Here is a 19,484-nt window from a genome sequence, read left to right as displayed (position 1 = left end):
AGGAGTGGGGACGTGCCGACCGGAGTGCACCTTCGCGACGCCCGGCAGCAGCTGTTCGACGCCGCCGAGCGCGTCCTGCTGCGGGACGGCGCGGGCGGCCTGACCAGCAGGGCCGTCACCGACGAGGCGGGCTGCGCCAAGGGTGTCCTGCACCGGCACTTCGCCGACTTCGACGCCTTCCTCGCCGAGCTCGTGCTCGACCGGGCCGCCGAACTCGACGCGCGGGCGCGGACGCTGGGCGAGAGCGCCGGCACGGGGACCGTGGCCGGCAATCTCACCGACGCGCTGACCGGCCTCTTCGGGCCGGTGCCGGTGGCGATCATCCCCCTGATCACCTTCCGGGACGAGCTGCGCGCCCGCCTGCGGGAGGCGACGCCCGGGGGCGGGATCGCGGTCCTCGCCCAGATCACGGCCGCCGTCTCCGGCTACCTCACCGAGGAGCGCGCGCTGGGCCGGGTGTCGGCCGGTGCCGACATCGACTCGCTCACCCTGTCCCTGGTCGGGGGCGGGCATCTGCTCTTCGCGGACCGGGAGGACCCCGGGCCGCCGGACGCGGCGGCGGTCGGCAAGCTGGTGACCACGGTGCTCGCGGACGTCGTACGGCGGTGAGGAGCGGGTTGCGGGGTGGTCCGGGTACCCACGGCGGATGAGTACCACCGCTCAGCCGGACGGGCGTTCGGCGCGGAACGATGGAACTCCGCCCGAGCGAACCGGAGATCCCCATGCTCAGCCGTCTTGCCGGTCAACTGGTGCCCGCCTTCGGGCGGTTGACGCTCACCACCGACACGGACGCCGTACTGCCCCCGGCCGGCATCATCGCCGCCAACCACACCTCGCTCGCGGACCCCGCGATCGTCCTGGCGGCGCTCCGCAGCCTCGGCGCCCGGCCCGTCGTCATGGCGGCCGCCGGGCTCTGGCGTGTCCCCGTGCTGGGCCGCGCCCTCGCCCGGGAGGGCCACATCCCCGTGCACCGGGGCGACCCCCGCGCCGGGCGAGCCGTCGTTCTCGCCCAGGAGGCGCTGGAACAGGGCCGGCACATCCTCATCTACGCGGAGGGCGGGCTGCCGGACCGCGGGGACGCGGCCGAAGCGGCGCCGGGCGCCTTCCATCGGGGCCTCGCCCGGCTCGCGCACCGCACTGGCGCGCCGGTCATCCCGGTGGGCCAGGCCGGGGCCCGCCGGGTCACCTCCGGCTCGGCCGCCAAGCAGCTCGCGGGCCTGGCCACCGCTCCGCTGCGCCGCCCCCGGCTGCACGTCCACGTCGGGCCGCCGCTGCGACTCGACGGCGACGGCCCGGCGGCCACCGCCCAGGCCCGGTGCGCGGTCACCGCCGCCTGGCGGACGGCGGCCGCCCGGCTCGGCGAGCCCGCCGCCCTGACCGCGTAGAACAGCGGCTCAGAGCTCGGCGCCCACCGCGCTCAGGAAGGTGCGGAACTTTGCGGCCGTCTCGGCGGTCTCCGCCTCGGGCTCGGACGCCGCGACGACGCCCGCCCCGGCGTAGAGGCGCAGCGTGCGCTCCTCCGCCTCGGCGCAGCGGATGGTGACGACCCACTCCCCGTCGCCGCTCGCGTCGCCCCAGCCGACCATGCCCGTGAAGTAGCCCCGGTCGAAGGGCTCGGTCTCGGTCAGCACCTGCCGGGCGGTCGCCGTCGGAGTGCCGCACACCGCCGGGGTGGGGTGCAGGGCGCAGGCCAGTGTGAGCGCGGAGGTGTCCGGGTCGGTGAGCGTGCCCGTGACCGTGGTGGACAGGTGCCACATGGTCGCGGTGCGGATCAGCGTCGGCCGGGGCGGCACGGTCATCCCCGTGCAGTACGGGGCGAGTGCCTGGTGCACGGCGTCCACGACGACGGCGTGCTCGTGGAGGTCCTTCGCGGACTCAAGGAGCGCGGCGGCCCGGCGGACGTCCTCGGCGAGGTCGTCGCTGCGCGGGGCGGACCCCGCGAGGGGGTTGGCGACCAGCTGGCGGCCCCGGCGCGAGACGAGGAGTTCGGGGCTGGCGCCGATCAGGGTGCGGCCGGGGCCGGTAGGGAGCGCGAAGGTGTAGCCGGACGGGTCGCGGCGGGCCAGGCGCTGGAGCATGGCGGGCACGTCCAGCGGTGCGGGCGAGGTGAGTTCGAGGGTGCGCGCGAGGACGACCTTGCTGAACTCGCCGCGCCACATCCGCTCCACGGCCGAGGCCACGCCCTTCGCGTAGACCTCCGGCTCCGGGACCTGCCGGATCTCCCAGCCGGGGGAGTCCGCCCCGGGCGAGGGCAGGGCGATGAGGGGGTCGGAGGCGAGCGGCGGCGCGGTGCGCAGCACGGTGGGCACGCTCAGGGCGGCCGGCTGCGTGTGGTCGAACGGGATCGCGCCCATCACGACCGGCGATTGCTGCCCGGCGTCGGCCGCCTGCGCCAGGGTGTCCGCCACGCGCCGGTCCACCGGCTGTGCGCCGTGCGGCACTTGGAGCGCGGCGCCCCGGGCCAGCAGGGTGCGCCTGGGGGTGGCGAGGAAGCGGGCGCCGGGCGCGTAGGCGTCCAGCAGAGAGGTGGCCGCCCCGGTGGCCGGATGGGCCGTGGGTATGGGCGTGGCGACTCGGGATGCCGTCGACACGGGGACTCCGTTCTCGATGGCCCCGTGGGCGGGGCCAGGGATGAGGATGCGCTGAGGAGCTGCGCCGGGTTCGGCGCGGCGGGACGCCTGCGGCGGGTCTTCACCCGGAGCAGCACCTACGGTAGGTTAGGTGAGGGTAACCTAAGTTTGGGTGTTCGCGCAGGAGGATGGTGGGGGGCGGGTCATGGATTCCGTGCCTGAACTGCGCTTCCTGGCCGCCCGATTGGTGGGGTGGGGGCTTGTGTCGCGGATGTCAATGTTAGGTTAGCCTTGCCTCGGCCTGAGGGGGGACTGTGGCCGATTCCATCAACCTGCGCCGCGGGCCGCCGTGCCCGTCGGCGGGCCGAGCCGCGCCCTCGTGCGCCCCGTGAACGACTCCGCCCCGGGCGGGTGTTCACGCGCGTACCGCCGCGCCGCGCCCCGTAAGCACCTTCACACTCGCTCCGACCCGCCGTCGGCGCTCACCCACTGAGGAGTACTCCGATGAGTCAGACCTTGTCGCCCGACCGTGTCCGGGCCGACATCGCCGAACTGCTGGGCTGCGAGCCCGGCGAGATCGCGCCCGACGAGAACCTGGTCGACCTCGGTCTCGACTCGATGCGGATCATGGTCCTGGTGGAGCGCTGGCGCGCGGCGGGGGCGACCACGCTGGAGTTCCCGGACCTCTTCGAGCTGCCCGAACTCGGCCACTGGCAGACGCTGCTGGCGGGTGAGGCCGCATGAGCCGCACCGACCACCGCGAGCGCCATCTCGACCGGATCGCCGAGGTGCGCGCCGGGCTGCACGCCGAGAAGGTCGGCTATCCGATCGGCATCCGCGAGGCCGAGGTCGTCCGCACGGTCGCCGTCGGCGCGGGTCTCCTGCGCGTGACGCTCGGCGGACCCGGCACCGAGGGGTTCGAGGCCCACGCGCCCGACGAGCACGTCAAACTGATCTTCCGGGAAGCCGACGGCACCCTCCGGCTGCCCGAGCGCAACGGCGCGATGCTGCGCTGGCCGAGGCCCCTGCCCACCTCCCGCGAGTACACCGTGCGGCGCTACGACTCCCTCACCGGCGAGCTCGACATCGACGTCGCCGTGCACGAGGGCGGGCTCGCCTCGGACTGGGCGGGCAAGGCGCAGCCCGGCGACACCATCCACATCGCCGGACCGCCCGGCGGGCTGATCGTCCCGCACACCTACGACCACTATCTGCTCGTCGGCGACCTCACCGCCCTGCCCGCCGTCGCGCGCTGGCTGGAGGAGCTGCCGCGGACCGCCAAGGGCTGGGCGTTCATCGAAGTCGCGGACGCCGCCGAGGAGATCGACCTCTCCGCGCCCGAGGGCGTCGAGGTGCGCTGGCTGCACCGTGACGGCGCGCCCGCCGGTTCCGGTGACGCGCTGACCCGGGCCGCGATGTCCGTCACCGTGCCCGAGGGCGAGCGGGCGTACGTCTGGGTGGCCGGCGAGGCCGGTCAGATCAAGCCGCTGCGCCGCTGGGTCCGGGACGAACTCGGCCTGGACAAGGCCGACTACGACATCACCGGCTACTGGAAGCGTGGCGTCGCGGACTTCGACGAGGACCACGAGCACGAGCACGGTCACGACCACGGTCACGACCACTGATCCATCGCAGTACCAGGGGCGGACGATCCGCGAGTTGTCCCCCCGAAAGGCCATCAAGTAAGGTGAGCCTTACCTAAGTAGCAAGGAGCTTCGGAATGTCCATACGCAGATCGTCCGGCCTGGTCGGCGCCGTCGCGCTGGCCCTCGTACTGGCCGGATGCGGGTCATCCTCGGACGGCGGGTCGGACTCCGCCTCGGAGAAGACCAAGACCCGGGTGTTCACCGCGGACAACGGAAAGATCACGATCCCGGCGAACCCGAAGCGTGTGGTGGCCACCGGCTATGCCGTGCCCGCGCTGATCGAGGCCGACGCACCGCTGGTCGGCATCTCGTCGTGGAAGCGCGGCGAGCCGATGATGACCAAGGACGACCTCGCCACCTACAAGAAGCTCAAGAAGATCGCGGGCGAGCAGGCGACCGAGACCAACTACGAGGCCATCGCCGAGGCCGAGCCCGACCTGATCGTCATCGGTGTCCCCGCGCCCGTGCTCGGCGACATCGACATGAAGCGGCTGAAGTCGATCGCCCCCGTCGTCGCGATCGGCCCGAGCCTGCCGTCCGCCTGGCGCGACCTCTCCCGCAAGCAGGCCGACGCGGCCGGTGCGAGCAAGCAGTTCGACGCCCAGAAGAAGACGTACGACGACAAGGCCGCCGAGCTGGCCGCCAAGTACAAGGACGTCCTGCCGAAGCTGAAGCTCGGCCACGTCGGCGCGTACGGCGACGCCGCCAAGGGCACCTTCCAGCGCGAGTTCAACGGCTCCTGGGGCACCAACATCGCCGAGGACCTGGGCGCCACCTACTACGGCAAGGTCAAGAAGGCCGGTCCGGGCTCCGCGGCCGTCAGCGAGTACCCCTCCATCGAGGAACTGCCCGCCGCCTTCCGCGAGGCCGACGTGCTGACGTACTCGGTCAACGCCGACGGCAGCGTCCCGCCCTCCGTCCAGTACGTCCTGGACTCCAAGCTCTGGAAGAACCTGCCCGCCGTCAAGGCCGGCAAGGCGTTCCCGTACCGCTACACCGAAGCCGCCACCTACGGTGAGGGCCTGCTGACCCTGGACGCGATCGACAAGTCGCTCGCTCCGCTGCTGAAGCCGTGACCGTCGCGGGCCGCGCGTCCGAGACGGCGGAAAAGAACCGGCGGGCCGTCCCGCAGACCGCCCTGCTCGTCGGCGGACTGATCCTGCTGGCCGTTCTCGCCGTACTCAGCATGGGCGTCGGGGCCCGCCACGTAGCCCCCGGCGAAGTCGTGCGCGCGCTCTTCGACTACCAGGGCACCGACGACCACGTCGTCGTACGCGACGTGCGGGCACCGCGTGCGCTGCTCGCCGTCGCCGTCGGTGCCGCGCTCGCCGTGGCGGGCGCGCTCATCCAGACGCTCGCCCGCAACCCGCTCGCCGAACCCGGCATCCTCGGGGTCACGGCGGGCGCCGGGTTCGCCGTCACCCTCGGGTCGGCGGCGGGCCTGGCCGGCGGCCAGGCCGGCGAACTCGGCTTCGCCATCGTCGGTTCGGTGGCCGCGGCGCTCCTGGTCGCCGCGGTCGGCCGCACCTCACCGCTGCGCCTGGTGCTCACCGGAGTGGCGGTGACCGCGGTGCTCAACGGCGTCGCCCTCGGGCTGCGCCTGATGCTCCCGGACACCTTCGACCTCTACCGGTTCTGGTCGGTGGGGACGCTCGCCGGACGCGAACAGGCATCCCTGTCCTGGCCGTTGACCGCCATCGCGGTCTCCCTGGCCGGTGCGCTGCTGCTGAGCAGGGCGCTCAACGCCCTGACGCTCGGCGAGAACGTGGCGCAGACCCTGGGCGCCAACGTCGGCCGGGTCCGCGTCACCACCCTCGTCCTCATCACCGTGCTCAGCGGCGCGGCGACGGCGGTGGCCGGGCCCATCCTGTTCGTCGGGCTGATCGTGCCGCACCTGGTGCGCAAGCCGGCTGCCGGATCGGTGCCCTGGCTCATCGCCTACACCATGGTCCTCGGCCCCGTCCTGCTCCTCGCCGCCGACATGGCCGCGCGGGTCCTGCTGCCCACCGGCGAGGTGCCGGTGGCCATCGTGACCGCCTTCCTCGGCGGCCCCATGCTGATCTGGGCGGTCCGCCGCTACGGGGCGGGGTCCCTGTGAACGTGCTGAAATTCCACTTCGAACGTCGTACGGCGATACTCGTCGCCGTCCTGGTCGCCCTGATGCTGGGGCTCGGCCTGCTCGGGCTGTGCTACGGGGCGCAATGGGCTCCGCCCGGCAAGGTGTTCGCCGTCCTCACCGGCTCCGAGCACTCCGTGGTGATCCGGGACTGGCGGCTGCCGCGGGTGCTGGCCGGACTGGTCTTCGGCGCCGCGCTCGGCGTCGCCGGGGCCCTCTTCCAGAACCTCACCCGCAACCCCATGGGCAGCCCCGACGTCATCGGTCTCGACGCCGGCGCCTACACCGGCGCCCTGGTCGCCCTCACCGTGCTGTCGGGCACCTCCGCGCAGCTCGCCATCGGCTCCGTGACCGGCGGACTCGTCGTCGCGGCCGCCATCTACCTGCTGTCGCTCGAAACCGGCTTCTCCGGGCTCCGGCTCGTCGTCATCGGTATCGCCATCAACGCGATGGTCACCGCGATCAACTCGTGGATCGTGCTCCGCGCCGACCTGGAGGTGGCGATCGCCGCCGTCGGCTGGAGCGCGGGCTCGCTCAACGGCGTGGGCTGGGACGACCTCGGCATCCCGTTCACCGTGATCGCCGTCCTGCTGGCCCTCATGACCACCCGGGCGCACGCCATGCACCAGGCGGCACTCGGCGACCCGATCGCCGTCACGACCGGCGTCGGACTCGACCGGCTGCGGCTGCTGATGGTCCTGGTCGGGGTCGGCTGCACCGCCACGGTGACCGCCGTGGCCGGGCCCATCGCGTTCATCGCGCTGGCCGCGCCGCAGATCGGCCGCCGGCTCGCGGGCGCCGCCGGCATCCCGCTGCTCCCGGCCGCGCTCACCGGGGCGGTCCTGCTCCAGGGCGCGGACCTGCTGGCGCAGATGCTGCTGGCCCCGGTGGCGCTGCCCGTGGGCGTCGTGAGCACCGCGATCGGCGGTTGCTATCTGATCTGGCTGCTGACCAAGGAGGTGAGGCGCGCGTGACCGCACGCCTGACGGCGCGGGAGATCACCCTGCGCTACGGAGACCGCGTCGTGTCCACACGGCTCACCCTCGACATACCCGACGGCGCGTTCACCGCCATCGTCGGCCCCAACGCCTGCGGTAAATCAACCCTGTTGAGCGCGCTCGTACGGCTGCTCAAACCGCACTCCGGACAGGTGGAGTTCGACGGCCGCGAGGTCGGCGCGTTCGGCACCAAGGCGCTGGCCAAGCAGCTCGGCTTCCTGCCGCAGGACCCCACGGCGCCGGAGGACATCAAGGTCCGCCAGCTCGTGGCCCGGGGTCGCTTCCCGCACCAGTCCCTGCTGGCCCTGTGGTCGGACGGCGACCAGGAGGCCGTCGACGGCGCGATGGCCGCCGCCGGTGTCGCGGACCTGGCGGACCGGCCCGTACAGGAACTCTCCGGCGGGCAGCGGCAACGCGTCTGGATGGCGATGGTGCTCGCCCAGCAGACGCCCTACATGCTGCTGGACGAACCCACCTCGTTCCTCGACATCACCCACCAGTACCAACTGCTCGGCCTGCTCGCCAAGCTGCGCAACGAGGGCCGCACCGTCGTCGCGGTCCTGCACGACATCAACCAGGCATGCCGGTTCGCCGACCACCTGGTGGCCATGAAGGCCGGCGAGGTGGTCGCCGAGGGCGACCCCGGGGACATCGTGGACGCCACGCTGATCAAGGACGTGTTCGACCTGCCCAGCGTCGTCGTCCCGGACCCCGTGACCGGCACTCCGATGGTCGTACCCACACTGCAAGGAGAGTAAGTTGACCACCGCGAGCGTGTCCCCGGACGGCCTCCTCCCTCTGACCGGCGCCCAACTCGGCATCTGGAACGCCCAGCGCATCGAACCCGACTCGCCGTACTACGTGGTCGGCGACGTGATCGAGATAACCGGCGAGGGACCCGTCGACACGGACGCGCTCGCGCAGGCCGTCCGGGCCACCACCGAGGAGGCCGAGAGCGTGCGGCTCAGGGTGTACGAGACGCCCGGGGGCCCGCGCCAGGCGGTCGGCGCCGAACCCGTCGCCCTGCCGCCGCTCGTCGACGTCAGCGCCGAGGCCGACCCGGCCGCCGCGGCCCAGGCGCTGGTCGACGCCGAACGTGCCCGGCTCGCCGAGGCGTGCCGGGGCATGACGGACCGCCCGCTGTACTCCCGTACCGTCATCAGGCTCTCCGACCGCGAGGTCTGGTACACCCAGCTCGGCCACCACCTCGTCTTCGACGGCTACACCGCCGCCCAGCTCGCCCGCCGCACCGCCGCCCACTACACCGCCCTCGTCCGGGGCACCGAACCTCCCCGCTCGACGTTCGGTGCCTTCGCGGCGCTCGTCGCCGAGGACACCGCGTACCGCGCGAGCGACCGGGCCGCCGAGGACCGCGCCTACTGGGTCGAGCGGTTCACGCCGCTGCCCGACGTCGAGCCCCACGACGGGCCCGACACCGACGGCGCGCCCGCCCGCACGCTCACCGCACGGGCCGAACTCAGCGCCGGTGAGACCGCCGCCCTGCGCGCCTTCGCGGACGCGGAGGGCGTCGCCTGGGGCGAGGCCCTGATCGCCTGCTACGCCGCCTTCCTGCACCGCATGCTCGGCCGCACCGACGTCGTCTTCGCCCTGCCCCTGATGTGCCGGACCGGTTCCGTCGCGCTGCGCACCCCCGCCATGGCGGTCAACGTGCTGCCGATGCGGGTCACCGTGCGCGGCGACGACCGGCTCGGCGAGCTCAGCCGCCGCGTCGCCACCGCCATGCGCGAGATGCGCGACCACCAGCGCTACCGGGGCGAGGACCTGCCCCGCGACCTCGGCGTGCCCGGTGCCGGGGCGCTGCTGCACGGACGCGGCATCAACCTCAAGGCGTTCGACCTCACCCTCGACTTCGCCGGGGCGGCCGGCGTCATGCGCAACGTCGCGGGCGGACCGCCCGAGGACATGGGCCTCAGCGTCCTGCCCACCCGCGACGGCGGGCTCCTGCTCGGCTTCGAGGTGGACGCCCGCGCCAAGGACCAGGCCGCCGTCGACAGCCTGATGACCGGGCTGCGCGCCCTGCTCACCGGCCTCATCGAGGGCCTGCCCGTCGCCCGGATCGCGCTCACCGGCGACACCGGCGCCCAGCTCGCCGAATGGAGCCCGCCCGCCCTGCCCGGCACCCCCCTCGACGTGCCCGCCGCCTTCGACGCGATGGCCGCCGCCGGACCCGGGAACACCGCCCTCGTCTGCGGCGACGAACGGCTGACCGCGGCCGCACTCGCCGACCGGGTGCACCGCGTGGCCCGCGCCCTGCGCGCCCGGGGCGTCGGCGCCGAGGACGTCGTCGCGCTCGCCCTGCCCCGCTCGGCCGACGCAGTCGTCGCCCTGCTCGCCGTGCTCGACGCGGGCGCCGCCTTCCTGCCGCTGGACGCCGCGCACCCGCCCGAGCGGCTGCGCGAACTCATCGCGGACACCCGCCCCGTCCTCGTCCTCACCGACGGCACCGTCGACGGACTGCCCTGGAAGGCCCTCCTGGACGAGGCCGCCGACCTGTCCGGCGCCCCGCTCACCACCGCCGAGCTCTCCCGGCCCCGCCACCCCGAGCACCTGGCCTACGTCATCCACACCTCCGGATCGACCGGCCGCCCCAAGGGCGTGCTCGGCCGCGCGGGCGGGCTCGCCGCGCTGCTGCACCACCAGCGGTCCACGGTCGTCGCCGAGGCCGAACGGACCACCGGCCGCCGGCTGCGCGCCGCGCACACCTACTCCTTCGCCTTCGACTCCGCCTTCGAACACCTCATCTGGCTGCTCTGCGGCCACGAACTCCACGTGTACGACGCCGAGACGGCCCGCGACGCGGACGCCCTGCTCGCCTCGTACGCCCGCGACGGCATCGACGTCATCGACACCACGCCCTCGATGGCCGTCCCGCTCATCGACGCCGGACTGCTCGACCTGCCCCCGGCACTGCTGCTCCTGGGCGGCGAGGCGACCCCGACCGCGCTGTGGCGCCGCGTCGCCGCCTCCGGGATCGCCGCGCGCAACATGTACGGCCCGACCGAGGCCACCGTGGACGCCACCACCGCCCGCATCGACGGCGGCGACCCGGTCATCGGGCACCCGCTCGCCGGCACCCGGGTCCACGTCCTGGACAACGCCCTCCAGCCCGTCCCGCCCGGCACGGCCGGCGAACTCTACCTGGCCGGACCCCACCTGGCCCGGGGCTACCTCGGCCGCCCCGGCGCCACCTCCGAACGCTTCGTCGCCGACCCCTTCGGCGCCCCCGGCGACCGCATGTACCGCACCGGCGACCGGGCCCGCTGGGTGCCCGGCCGCGGCCTGGAGTACGGCGGCCGGGGCGACGGACAGGTCAAGATCCGCGGCCACCGGGTGGAGACCGGCGAGGTCGAGGAGGCCCTGGCCGCCCTGCCCGGCGTCACCGCGGCCGCCGCCCGGGTCCTGTCGTCCCGGCTCGTCGGCTACATCGTGTCCGCCTCCCTGACCGGCGACGAGGCACGCGCCCGGCTCGCCGAGCGGCTGCCCGAACACATGGTGCCCGCCGCCGTCGTGGTTCTCGGCTCCCTGCCCGTCACGCCCAACGGCAAGCTCGACCGCGCCGCGCTGCCCGCGCCCGCCCTGCCCGGCGGTGGCCGGGAACCGAGCACCGAACGCGAACGGCTGCTGTGCACCGTCCTCGCCGACGCGCTCGACGTCGAACGGGTCGGCGTGGACGACGACTTCTTCGCCCTCGGCGGCGACAGCATCACCGCCATCACCGTCAGCAGCAGGCTGCGCGCCCTCGGCCTCGGGCTGCGCCCCAAGGACCTGCTGGCCCGCCGCACCTTCGCCGCGCTCGCCGCCTCCGCCGAACTGCTCGACGGCGCGGACGGCCCGGCGGACGAGCCGGTCGGCCCGGTGCCCGCCCCGCCCATCGTGCGCGCCCTGCTCGACCCGCACCCCGACATCGACACGGTCGCCGGATACGCCCAGTGGACCGCCCTGCACGTCGACGCGCTCACCCCGGAGCAGCTGACCCGGGGCGTGCAGGCCCTCCTCGACCACCACGACGCGCTGCGGCTGCGGGTGGCCGACGGACCGGAGATCCTGCCCCGGGGCACGGTCCGGGCCGCCGTCGAGGAGGTCACGGTCGAGGAGGCCACCGGCGAAGGCGTGACCGCCCTGGCCCGGCGGCTCGCCGGACAGCTCGACCCGCGCACCGGCGACCTGGTGCGTGCCGCCCTGATCCGCACGGGCGACGGCACGGCGGACCGCCTCGTCCTCGTCGTGCACCACCTCGCCATGGACGGTGTGTCCTGGCGCGTCCTCCTGCCCGACCTGCACACCGCCTGCGCCGGCGGCGCCCTCGAACCCGTCACCACCTCCTGGCGCCGCCACGCCCAGCTCCTCGCCGAACAGGGCAGGACCGGCGCCCGGCGCGGTGAACTCGCCCACTGGCGTACGGCACTGGGCTCCGCGTCCCGGCTCGGTGCCCGCCCCCTGGACCCCGCGCGCGACACCGTGGCCACCGCCCACCGCACGGTCACGACCGCCTCGCCCGAGGCCACCGAGGCCCTGCTCACCACACTGCCCGCCGCCTACCGGGCCGGGGTGGACGAGATCCTGCTCGCCGCCCTCGTCCTCGCTCTGCGCGGCTGGGGCCTGCGCGACGACGCCGTCACCGTGACCCTGGAGGGCCATGGCCGCGAACACCTCGACCTGGCCCGCACGGTCGGCTGGTTCACCAGCGAGTACCCCGTCCGGGTGCCCGCCCACGACGACGTCCGCGCCACGCTCCGCGCCGCCAAGGAGGCCCGCCGCGCCGTCCCCGACAACGGCGTCGGCTACGGGGTGCTGCGCCACCTCGACCCGGAGGCGGGTCCGGAGCTGGGCGCGACACCGCCGCCGGACGTGCTGCTCAACTACCTCGGCCGGTTCGCCCCGCTGGCCGCCGACGGCTGGCGGCTGCCCGAGCACGACGCGTTCTCGGTGACCGAGCCCGACGCCAAGGCCCTCGAACAGGTGCTGGCCCTCAACTGCTTCGTGCACGAGGGCGACACCCCCCGGCTCGCCGTCGAGTGGACCGCCGCGAGCGCGGTCGTGGGCCCCGAGGCCGTGGCCGCCCTCCAGGACTGCTGGGCCGCCGCGCTCGACGCGCTGGCCGCGCACGCCCTGCACACCACGGGCGGGCTCACCCCCTCCGACCTGCCGCTGGTGGCCCTCGACCAGGAGGCGATCGACGCCCTGGAGAGCACCGGCCGGGTCAGCGACGTGCTGCCCGCCACCCCGCTCCAGCTCGGTCTCTCCTTCCACACGATGGTCCGCGACGACACGGAGACCGACGTCTACGTCGTCCAGGCCGTCACCACCCTGTCCGGGGAGCTGGATCCGGACCGGATGGCGCGCGCCGCCCATGAGCTGCTGCGCCGCCACCCCGCGCTCCGCGTCCACCTGGGCACCGTCGGGGACGACGTGGTGCAGGTCATCCCGGCCGATGTCGCCCTGGACTGGCGGCAGGACGACGACTTCGCCGAAGCGGCCCGCGCCGAGCTGGCGCGCCCCTTCGACCCGGCGCGGCCGCCGCTCATCCGCTTCCTGCTCTCCCGGGTGGGCCCCGCCGAGCACAAGCTGGTGATCACCAACCACCACGCCCTGCTCGACGGCTGGTCGATGCCCATCGTCGGCCGCACCCTCCTCGCGATCTACGCGGAACTCGGCGGCGGCCCCGCCGCACCCGTCTCCCCGCCGCTGTCCGAGTACTTCCACTGGCTGGCGGGCCGGGACCGGGAGGCGTCCGTCGCCGCCTGGCGCGAGGCGCTTTCGGGCGTGGACGACGCGACCCGGCTGGCCCCCGCGAGCACCGGGAACGCCGTGGAGCGGCCGGGCCGGGAGACCGTCGAGCTGGGCCGCGAGTTCAGCGACCGGCTGCGCGCCTTCGCCCGCGAGCGGGGCATCACCCTGACCACGGTCCTCCAGACGGCGTGGGGCCTGCTCCTCGGCAGGCTCACCGGCCGCCGCGACGTCGTGTTCGGCTGCCCGGTCTCCGGCCGCCCCGCCGAGGTCGACGGCGTCGAGTCGATGATCGGCCAGCTCGGCACCACCGTCCCGGTCCGCGTCCGGTACACCCCGGACCGCACGGCGACGGACGTCCTGGCCCAGGTGCACGCGGAGAGCGTCGCCCTGGCCGAGCACCACCACGTCGGACTGCCCGGCATCCAGCGGGCCGTGGGCATCGGCGAACTCTTCGACACCATGCTCGTCATGGAGAACTTCCCGCTCTCCAGCCGCACCCGCACCCCGCTCGCCCCCGGGCTCGACCTCACCGGCGTCGACATCACGGACGCCACGCACTACGCCCTCACCGTCATCGTGATCCCGGGCGACGAGATCACCGTCGGCCTGGGCTACCAGCCCGGCGCGTTCGACCGGGACACCGTGCGCGACTACGGCCGCTGGCTGCGCAACCTGCTCCACGAGATCACCGAGGACCCGGGCCGGGCCGCCGTCGCGCTGCCCGCCCTCGACGCCGCCGAGCGCGCCCGCATGCTGCGTACGGGCACCGAGATCGTCGCCGTGAAGGAACGCGGCCACTGGCTGGACGAGTTCGCGGGCTGGGTCCGGCGCAAGCCCGCCGGCGAGGCGCTGGTCTGCCGCGACCGCAGCCTCTCGTACGAGGAACTCGACCGGCGGGCGAACCGCCTCGCGCACGCGCTCATCGCGCAGGGCGTCCGGCCGCAGGACCCCGTCGCCGTCCTGATCGGCCGGGACATCGAGATGACCGTCGCCCTGTTCGGCGTCGCCAAGGCCGGTGCGGTGTACGTGCCGATGGACGCGGCCTACCCGCGCGAACGGCTCGCGTACATGTTCGACGACATCTCGCCGGCGGCCGTCGTGACGACCGGCGCCGCGCTGCCCGTCGACCGCGAGATCCCCGTCCTGCGCCTGGACGACCCGGCCACCCTCGCCTCCGTACCGGACACCGACCCGGCCGGGGCCCGCGCCCAACTCACCGACGACGCCCTCGCGTACGTCATCTACACCTCGGGCACCACCGGCCGCCCCAAGGGCGTCGGCGTCACCCACCGGGGCGTGCCCGACCTGATCGCCCTCCAGGAGGAGGTCGTCGGGGTCACCGAGCACGACCGCTACCTGCACTTCGCGTCGACCAGCTTCGACGTGGCGTTCTGGCAGACCATGGTGCCGCTGCTGTCCGGCGGTACGTCCGTCATCGCGCCCGAGGAGGTGCGCGTACCCGGCGACGAACTCCTCGACTACATCACCGAGCACCGGGTGACCGGCGTCAACCTGCTGCCGTCGTTCCTCGCCGCGATGCCCGACGACCGCACCGTCGACCCCGACGTGTTCTTCGTCGTCGGCGCCGAACGGCTCGACCCGGAGCTCGCCCACCGCTGGGGCCGGGGCCGCCGGGCGCTGTTCAACGCGTACGGGCCCACCGAGGTCACCATCAACTCCACCACCTGGCACTACGACCCGGACGACGAGGGGCCGCTGCCCATCGGGCGCCCCGACCCGAACGTCCGCGCCTATGTCCTCGACGGCGGACTCCAGCCCGTCGGCGTCGGCGTCACCGGGGAGCTCTATCTCGGCGGCCCGAGCGTGGCCCGCGGCTACCTCGGCCGGCCCGGACTGACCTCCGGCGCGTTCGTCGCCGACCCGTACGGGCCGCCCGGCACCCGCATGTACCGCACGGGCGACCTGGTGCGGTGGCGCCACGACGGGCAGTTGGTGTTCCTCGGCCGCGCCGACCACCAGATCAAGGTGCGCGGCTTCCGCGTCGAACTCGGGGAGATCGAGACCGCCCTCACAGGGCACCCCGACGTCCGCGCCAGCGCCGTCGTGATGCGCGAGGGCCGGCTCGTCGGCTACGTCATCCCGACCGACGGAGCCGACCTGGACACCGCCGCGGTGCGCGCGTACCTCGCCGAGCGGCTGCCCGACCACATGGTGCCGACCGCGCTCGTGCCGCTCGACCGCCTCCCGCTGAGCCCCAGCGGCAAGCTCGACGCCTCGGCACTGCCCGCCCCCGCCACCGTGTCCGCCGCCCGGCGCGAACCGGCCACCGAGGCGGAGGCGCTGCTGCTCGCCGTGTTCCGGGACGTCCTGGGCCGCGACGACATCGGCCCCGACGACAACTTCTTCGACGTCGGCGGCGACAGCATCGTCTCCCTCCAGCTGGTCTCCCGGGTCCGCCGCCAGGGGCTCGGGCTCAGCCCGAAGGACGTGTTCGACGGCGAGACCGTCGCCGGGATCGCGGCCCGGGCCCGCGCCCTGGACGGCGAGGCCGCCCCGGCCGTCGGGGACGCCCCGCTGACCCCGGTCATGCGGGACCTGCTGCACCGCGCGGGGCAGGCCGCCGACGGCTTCTGCCAGTGGGTGGAGGTCTGCGTCCCGCCCGGCGGCGACGAGAAGAGCTGGCGGGCCGTGCTCGACGCCCTCCTCGCCCGCCACGACGTGCTGCGCGCCCGCCTCGGCGACGACGTCCTGCACATCCCGCAGGCCGGTGACCCGACCGGAGCCGACGTCCTGACCCGCGTCCCGGCGAACGGCGACCCGCGCGCCGCCGCCGACGCAGCGACCGCCGCCGCACGCGCCGCGATGGACCCGCGCACCGGACCGATGCTGCGCGCGGTCTGGGTGGACGCCGGGCCCGACCGCCCCGGCCGGCTCGTCCTGATCGCCCACCACCTGGTGGCCGACGGCGTCTCCTGGCGCATCCTCCTGGACGACCTCCGGCACGCCCACGACGGCGGAGAGCTGACCCGGCACGGGCAGTCCTTCCTCGGCTGGGCCCACACCCTGCGCGAGGCCGACCGGCGCGCCGAACTCCCGCACTGGCGGCGGATGACGGCGACCACGCCGCTCACCCGGTCGCTCGACCCCGCCCGGGACACCGTGGCGACCGCCGCGCACCACGAGATCCGGCTCGACGCGGACACCACCCGCGCCCTGGTCACCACCCTGCCCGCGGCCCACCGCACCACCCCGGACGCCGTCCTCCTGACGGCCCTCGCGCAGGCGGTACGCGACTGGCGCGGCACCCCGGACCTGCTGGTCGCCCTGGAGAGCCACGGCCGGCCGCGCGAGGTCGACCTCTCCCAGACCGTCGGCTGGTTCACCGCGATCCACCCCGTCCGGCTCGACGCCGAAGACGATGTGCGGGCGGTCCGGGACCGGCTGCGTGCCCAGGGCGACGGCCTCGGCCACGGCATCCTCACCACGGCGGGCCTGCTCGACCCGGTCCGCCCGGAGCTCGCCTGGAACTACCTCGGCCAGTACCCCGGCGCCCCGGAGACCGAGACGCCCTGGCAGCCCGCCCCGGACGCCGACCCGCTCGGCTCCGACGGCTCCGGACCGATGCCCCTCCCGTACAGCCTCATGGTCAACGCGCTGGTGCGCGACGACGCGCTCGGGGTGCGGATCACCTGGCCCCGGGCGCTGTTCACCGGCGCCGAGATCGAGGAGCTGGCGGAGCACCTGAGGGCCGCGCTGCTGCGGGTCGCCGCCGCGCCGGAGACCGTGGCGCTCGGGGACCGGCCGGTCGCCGCCGTCCAGCCGCTCAGCCCGTTGCAGGAGGTGATGCTGCGGCACTCGCGCACCGAGCGCCCCGACCCGTACACCGTGCAGTCGGTGTTCTCGCTCGCGGGCCCGCTCGACACCGAGGCGCTGCGCGGGGCCGGTGACGACCTGCTGGCCCGGCACCCCAACATGGGCGCGGTGTTCCCCGCGTCCCTCGGGGTCATCCCCGAGTCGCCCCGGCCGGAGTTCCGGGTCACCGACGCACCGGCGGACGAGGTGCTGGCCGCCGACCTCGCCGAACCCTTCGACCTCGCGCGCGGCCCGCTCTACCGGATCACCGTGATCCGGCTCGGACCGGAGCGCGCCGACCTCGTCCTGACCAGCCATCACGCCCTGTCCGACGGCTGGTCCGCCCCGCGCATCCTCGGCGAGCTCTTCGCCCTGTACACCGCGCGCACCGAGAACCGCGCGCACGGACTCCCGGCCCCCGTCCCGTTCGCGGACTACCTGGACTGGTGCGCGGAGCACGAGCCGGACCTCGACGCCTGGGCGGCCGAGCTGGACGGGCTGCCCGAGGGCGACTACCTGGGCGGTGGCGAGAGCGGCCCGGCCTGGCAGGAGCCCGAGGTCATCACGTTCGACGCGGCGCTCGTGGCCGGGCTCACCCGGCTCGCCGCACGGCGCGGGCTGACCCCGAACACCCTGGTGCAGGGCGCCTGGTCGGTGCTGCTGGCCCGGCGCTCCGGGCGGCGGGACGTCTGCTTCGGCGCCATGGTGTCGAGCCGGCCCCCGGCCCTGGACGGCGTGGAGGAGATCATCGGCCTGCTCGCCAACACCGTGCCGGTACGGGCCCGGCTCACCGGCACCCTGGCCGCCACGCTCACCGGTCTCCAGGCCCGCCAGCGCGACCTGGTCGAGCACCACCACGTGGCCCTGTCCGACCTGGAACGGCTCACCGGCCGTCGCAGGCTCTTCGACAGCATGGTCGTCTTCGAGAACTACCCGGTCGACCCGGACCGGCTGCGCGAACCCGCGCCCGGACTCACCGTGCTCGCCACGCGCTTCCGGGAGTCCACCCACCACCCCGCCACTCTGACCGTCATGCCCGACGGCGACGGCTGGACCGGAGTGCTCGCCCACCGGGCCGGCACGGACACCGACGGGCTCGCCGCCCAACTGGTCGATCTGCTGCGGAACATGGAGCGGCACCTGGACGCGGATGTGACCGCCCTCCTGGAGGACCGATGACCGAGGCACCCGCCCCGCCCGCCGAACGCGTGGACCGGGAGCTGCTGCGGATCGCGTTCATCCTGGTCCTCGGCACGTTCATGGCCACGCTCGACGCGACCATCGTCAGCGTCGGACTCGACCGGCTCACCGAGGAGTTCGACGCCTCCGTCGCCGAGATCCAGTGGGTCTCCAGCGCCTACCTGCTCGCCGTCGTCGCCGCCGTCCCCGCGTCCGGCTGGCTGGCCGGGCGCTTCGGCGGCCGGCGGGTCTGGCTCGCGGCCATCGGCGTGTTCCTGGTCGGCTCGGTGCTGTGCGCCCTGGCCTGGTCGGCGACCAGCCTCATCGTGTTCCGTGTGATCCAGGGCCTCGGCGGCGGCCTGCTCCCCGCGACCGGGCAGGCGCTGCTCGCCCGGGTCGCGGGCCCCGGGCGCACCGGCAAGGTGATCAGCATCGTCGCCGTGGTCCCGTTGCTCTCCCCGGTGTTCGGGCCGCTCGCCGGGGGCTCCGTGCTCGCGGTCGCTCCGTGGCCCTGGCTGTTCCTGGTCAACCTGCCGATCGGCGCGGCGGCGGTCCTGCTGGCCCGCCGCTACGTGCCGGTGGTGCCCCCGGCGCCGCAGCGGACCGCGTTCGACCTGCGGGGGGCGCTGCTGCTCTCGCCGGGCCTCGCGGTGCTGGTGTACGGGCTGACCGAGGTCGCCCACGACCGCGCCGTCCCGGCCACGATCGGCATCGTGGCCGGGGTGGTCATGCTGGCCGCGTTCACCGTGCACGGGCTGCGCACCCGGTCCACTCCGCTGGTGGACCCCCGGCTGTTCGCCCGGCCGCCGTTCGGGGCCGCCGCCCTGGCGCTGGTGGTGCTCGGGGCCTCGGTGTTCGGCACGACGTTCCTGCTGCCGCTGTACTTCCAGTCGGGGCGGGGGATGTCGGCCTGGGAGGCGGGGCTGCTGCTCGCCCCCCAGGGGCTGGGTGCGGCCGCCGGTTCGGTGCTCGTCAACCGGACCATCAGCAAGGTCGCGCCGAGGACCCTGGTGGTCACCGGCATCGTGCTGATCGTCGCCGGGACCGCCCCGTTCACCCTGCTGGGGCACGGGGTCCCGGACGCGGTGGTCGTCGCGGCGCTGGTGGTGCGGGGCTTCGGGATGTCGATGGTCGGCGCGCCCGTGATGAACATCGTCTACAGCCGGATCGAGCCGGAGCAGCTGCCCCGGGCGGCCGGGGCGCTCAACCTCCTGAACACCGTGGGCGGTTCGGTCGGTACGGCGGCGGTGGCGGTGATCCTGGAGAACCGGCTCGCCGCCACGGGCGCGGACGTCCCCGCGGCCTTCGGCGACACCTTCTGGTGGGTGCTCGGCTTCTGCCTGTTCGCCGCGGCGGCGGCGACGCGGCTGCCCCGTACCCAGCCCCGCAAGGGCTGACCGGCAGGACACAT

Annotated in this window: 11 protein-coding genes; 10 read left to right on the top strand and 1 reads right to left on the bottom strand. The window is 74.5% G+C overall.

From position 1 onward, the window contains the following. Nucleotides 1–12 precede the first annotated feature (12 nt). Nucleotides 13–609 (top strand): TetR/AcrR family transcriptional regulator, encoded by a 597-nt coding sequence (locus tag AMK18_RS32205; RefSeq protein ID WP_073865582.1) that lies wholly within the window; start codon nt 13–15, stop codon nt 607–609. 113 nt (nt 610–722) lie between these two features. After that, nucleotides 723–1,385, top strand: coding sequence for a lysophospholipid acyltransferase family protein (locus tag AMK18_RS32200; protein WP_026171480.1), 663 nt, complete (start codon nt 723–725; stop codon nt 1,383–1,385). Nucleotides 1,386–1,394: 9 nt separating this feature from the next. Here AMK18_RS32200 and dhbC read toward each other — a convergent pair whose 3' ends face one another. Next, entirely contained in the window at nt 1,395–2,591 is a 1,197-nt protein-coding gene (gene dhbC, locus AMK18_RS32195) for an isochorismate synthase DhbC (RefSeq protein WP_073865581.1), read from the bottom strand. Between the two features lie 483 nt (nt 2,592–3,074). Here dhbC and AMK18_RS32190 point away from each other — a divergent pair, with 483 nt between their 5' ends. The 8 genes from AMK18_RS32190 (at nt 3,075) to AMK18_RS32155 (ending at nt 19,470) form a co-directional block, all read left to right on the top strand. Beyond that, on the top strand, nt 3,075–3,314 hold the full coding sequence (locus AMK18_RS32190; protein WP_073865580.1) for a phosphopantetheine-binding protein: 240 nt from the start codon (nt 3,075–3,077) through the stop codon (nt 3,312–3,314). Continuing rightward, the gene (locus AMK18_RS32185) at nt 3,311–4,195 is read left to right on the top strand and encodes a siderophore-interacting protein (protein ID WP_073865579.1); all 885 of its coding nucleotides are present in this window, start codon (nt 3,311–3,313) and stop codon (nt 4,193–4,195) included. Before AMK18_RS32190 ends, AMK18_RS32185 begins: the two co-directional genes overlap by 4 nt. A 95-nt stretch (nt 4,196–4,290) precedes the next feature. After that, nucleotides 4,291–5,292: an ABC transporter substrate-binding protein gene (locus tag AMK18_RS32180; RefSeq protein ID WP_018102785.1), complete on the top strand. Its 1,002-nt coding sequence runs from the start codon at nt 4,291–4,293 to the stop codon at nt 5,290–5,292. Next, a complete protein-coding gene (locus AMK18_RS32175; RefSeq protein WP_018102786.1) occupies nt 5,289–6,314 on the top strand; it encodes a FecCD family ABC transporter permease in 1,026 nt (341 codons plus the stop codon). The genes AMK18_RS32180 and AMK18_RS32175 overlap by 4 nt, the downstream gene beginning before the upstream one ends. Further along, nucleotides 6,311–7,306 carry a FecCD family ABC transporter permease gene (locus AMK18_RS32170; protein WP_073865578.1) on the top strand — a complete coding sequence of 332 codons (996 nt, stop codon included), beginning with the start codon at nt 6,311–6,313 and terminating at the stop codon, nt 7,304–7,306. Before AMK18_RS32175 ends, AMK18_RS32170 begins: the two co-directional genes overlap by 4 nt. Beyond that, nucleotides 7,303–8,088 (top strand): ABC transporter ATP-binding protein, encoded by a 786-nt coding sequence (locus tag AMK18_RS32165; RefSeq protein WP_073865577.1) that lies wholly within the window; start codon nt 7,303–7,305, stop codon nt 8,086–8,088. Before AMK18_RS32170 ends, AMK18_RS32165 begins: the two co-directional genes overlap by 4 nt. A 1-nt stretch (nt 8,089) precedes the next feature. Next, nucleotides 8,090–18,073, top strand: coding sequence for a non-ribosomal peptide synthetase (locus AMK18_RS32160; protein WP_073865576.1), 9,984 nt, complete (start codon nt 8,090–8,092; stop codon nt 18,071–18,073). After that, nucleotides 18,070–19,470 (top strand): MDR family MFS transporter, encoded by a 1,401-nt coding sequence (locus tag AMK18_RS32155; RefSeq protein WP_073865575.1) that lies wholly within the window; start codon nt 18,070–18,072, stop codon nt 19,468–19,470. Before AMK18_RS32160 ends, AMK18_RS32155 begins: the two co-directional genes overlap by 4 nt. Nucleotides 19,471–19,484 lie beyond the last annotated feature (14 nt).

It is taken from the genome of Streptomyces sp. CB01249 (genome assembly GCF_001905735.1).
GTDB lineage: Bacteria > Actinomycetota > Actinomycetes > Streptomycetales > Streptomycetaceae > Streptomyces.
This window is presented reverse-complemented; position numbering and strand designations above follow the sequence as displayed.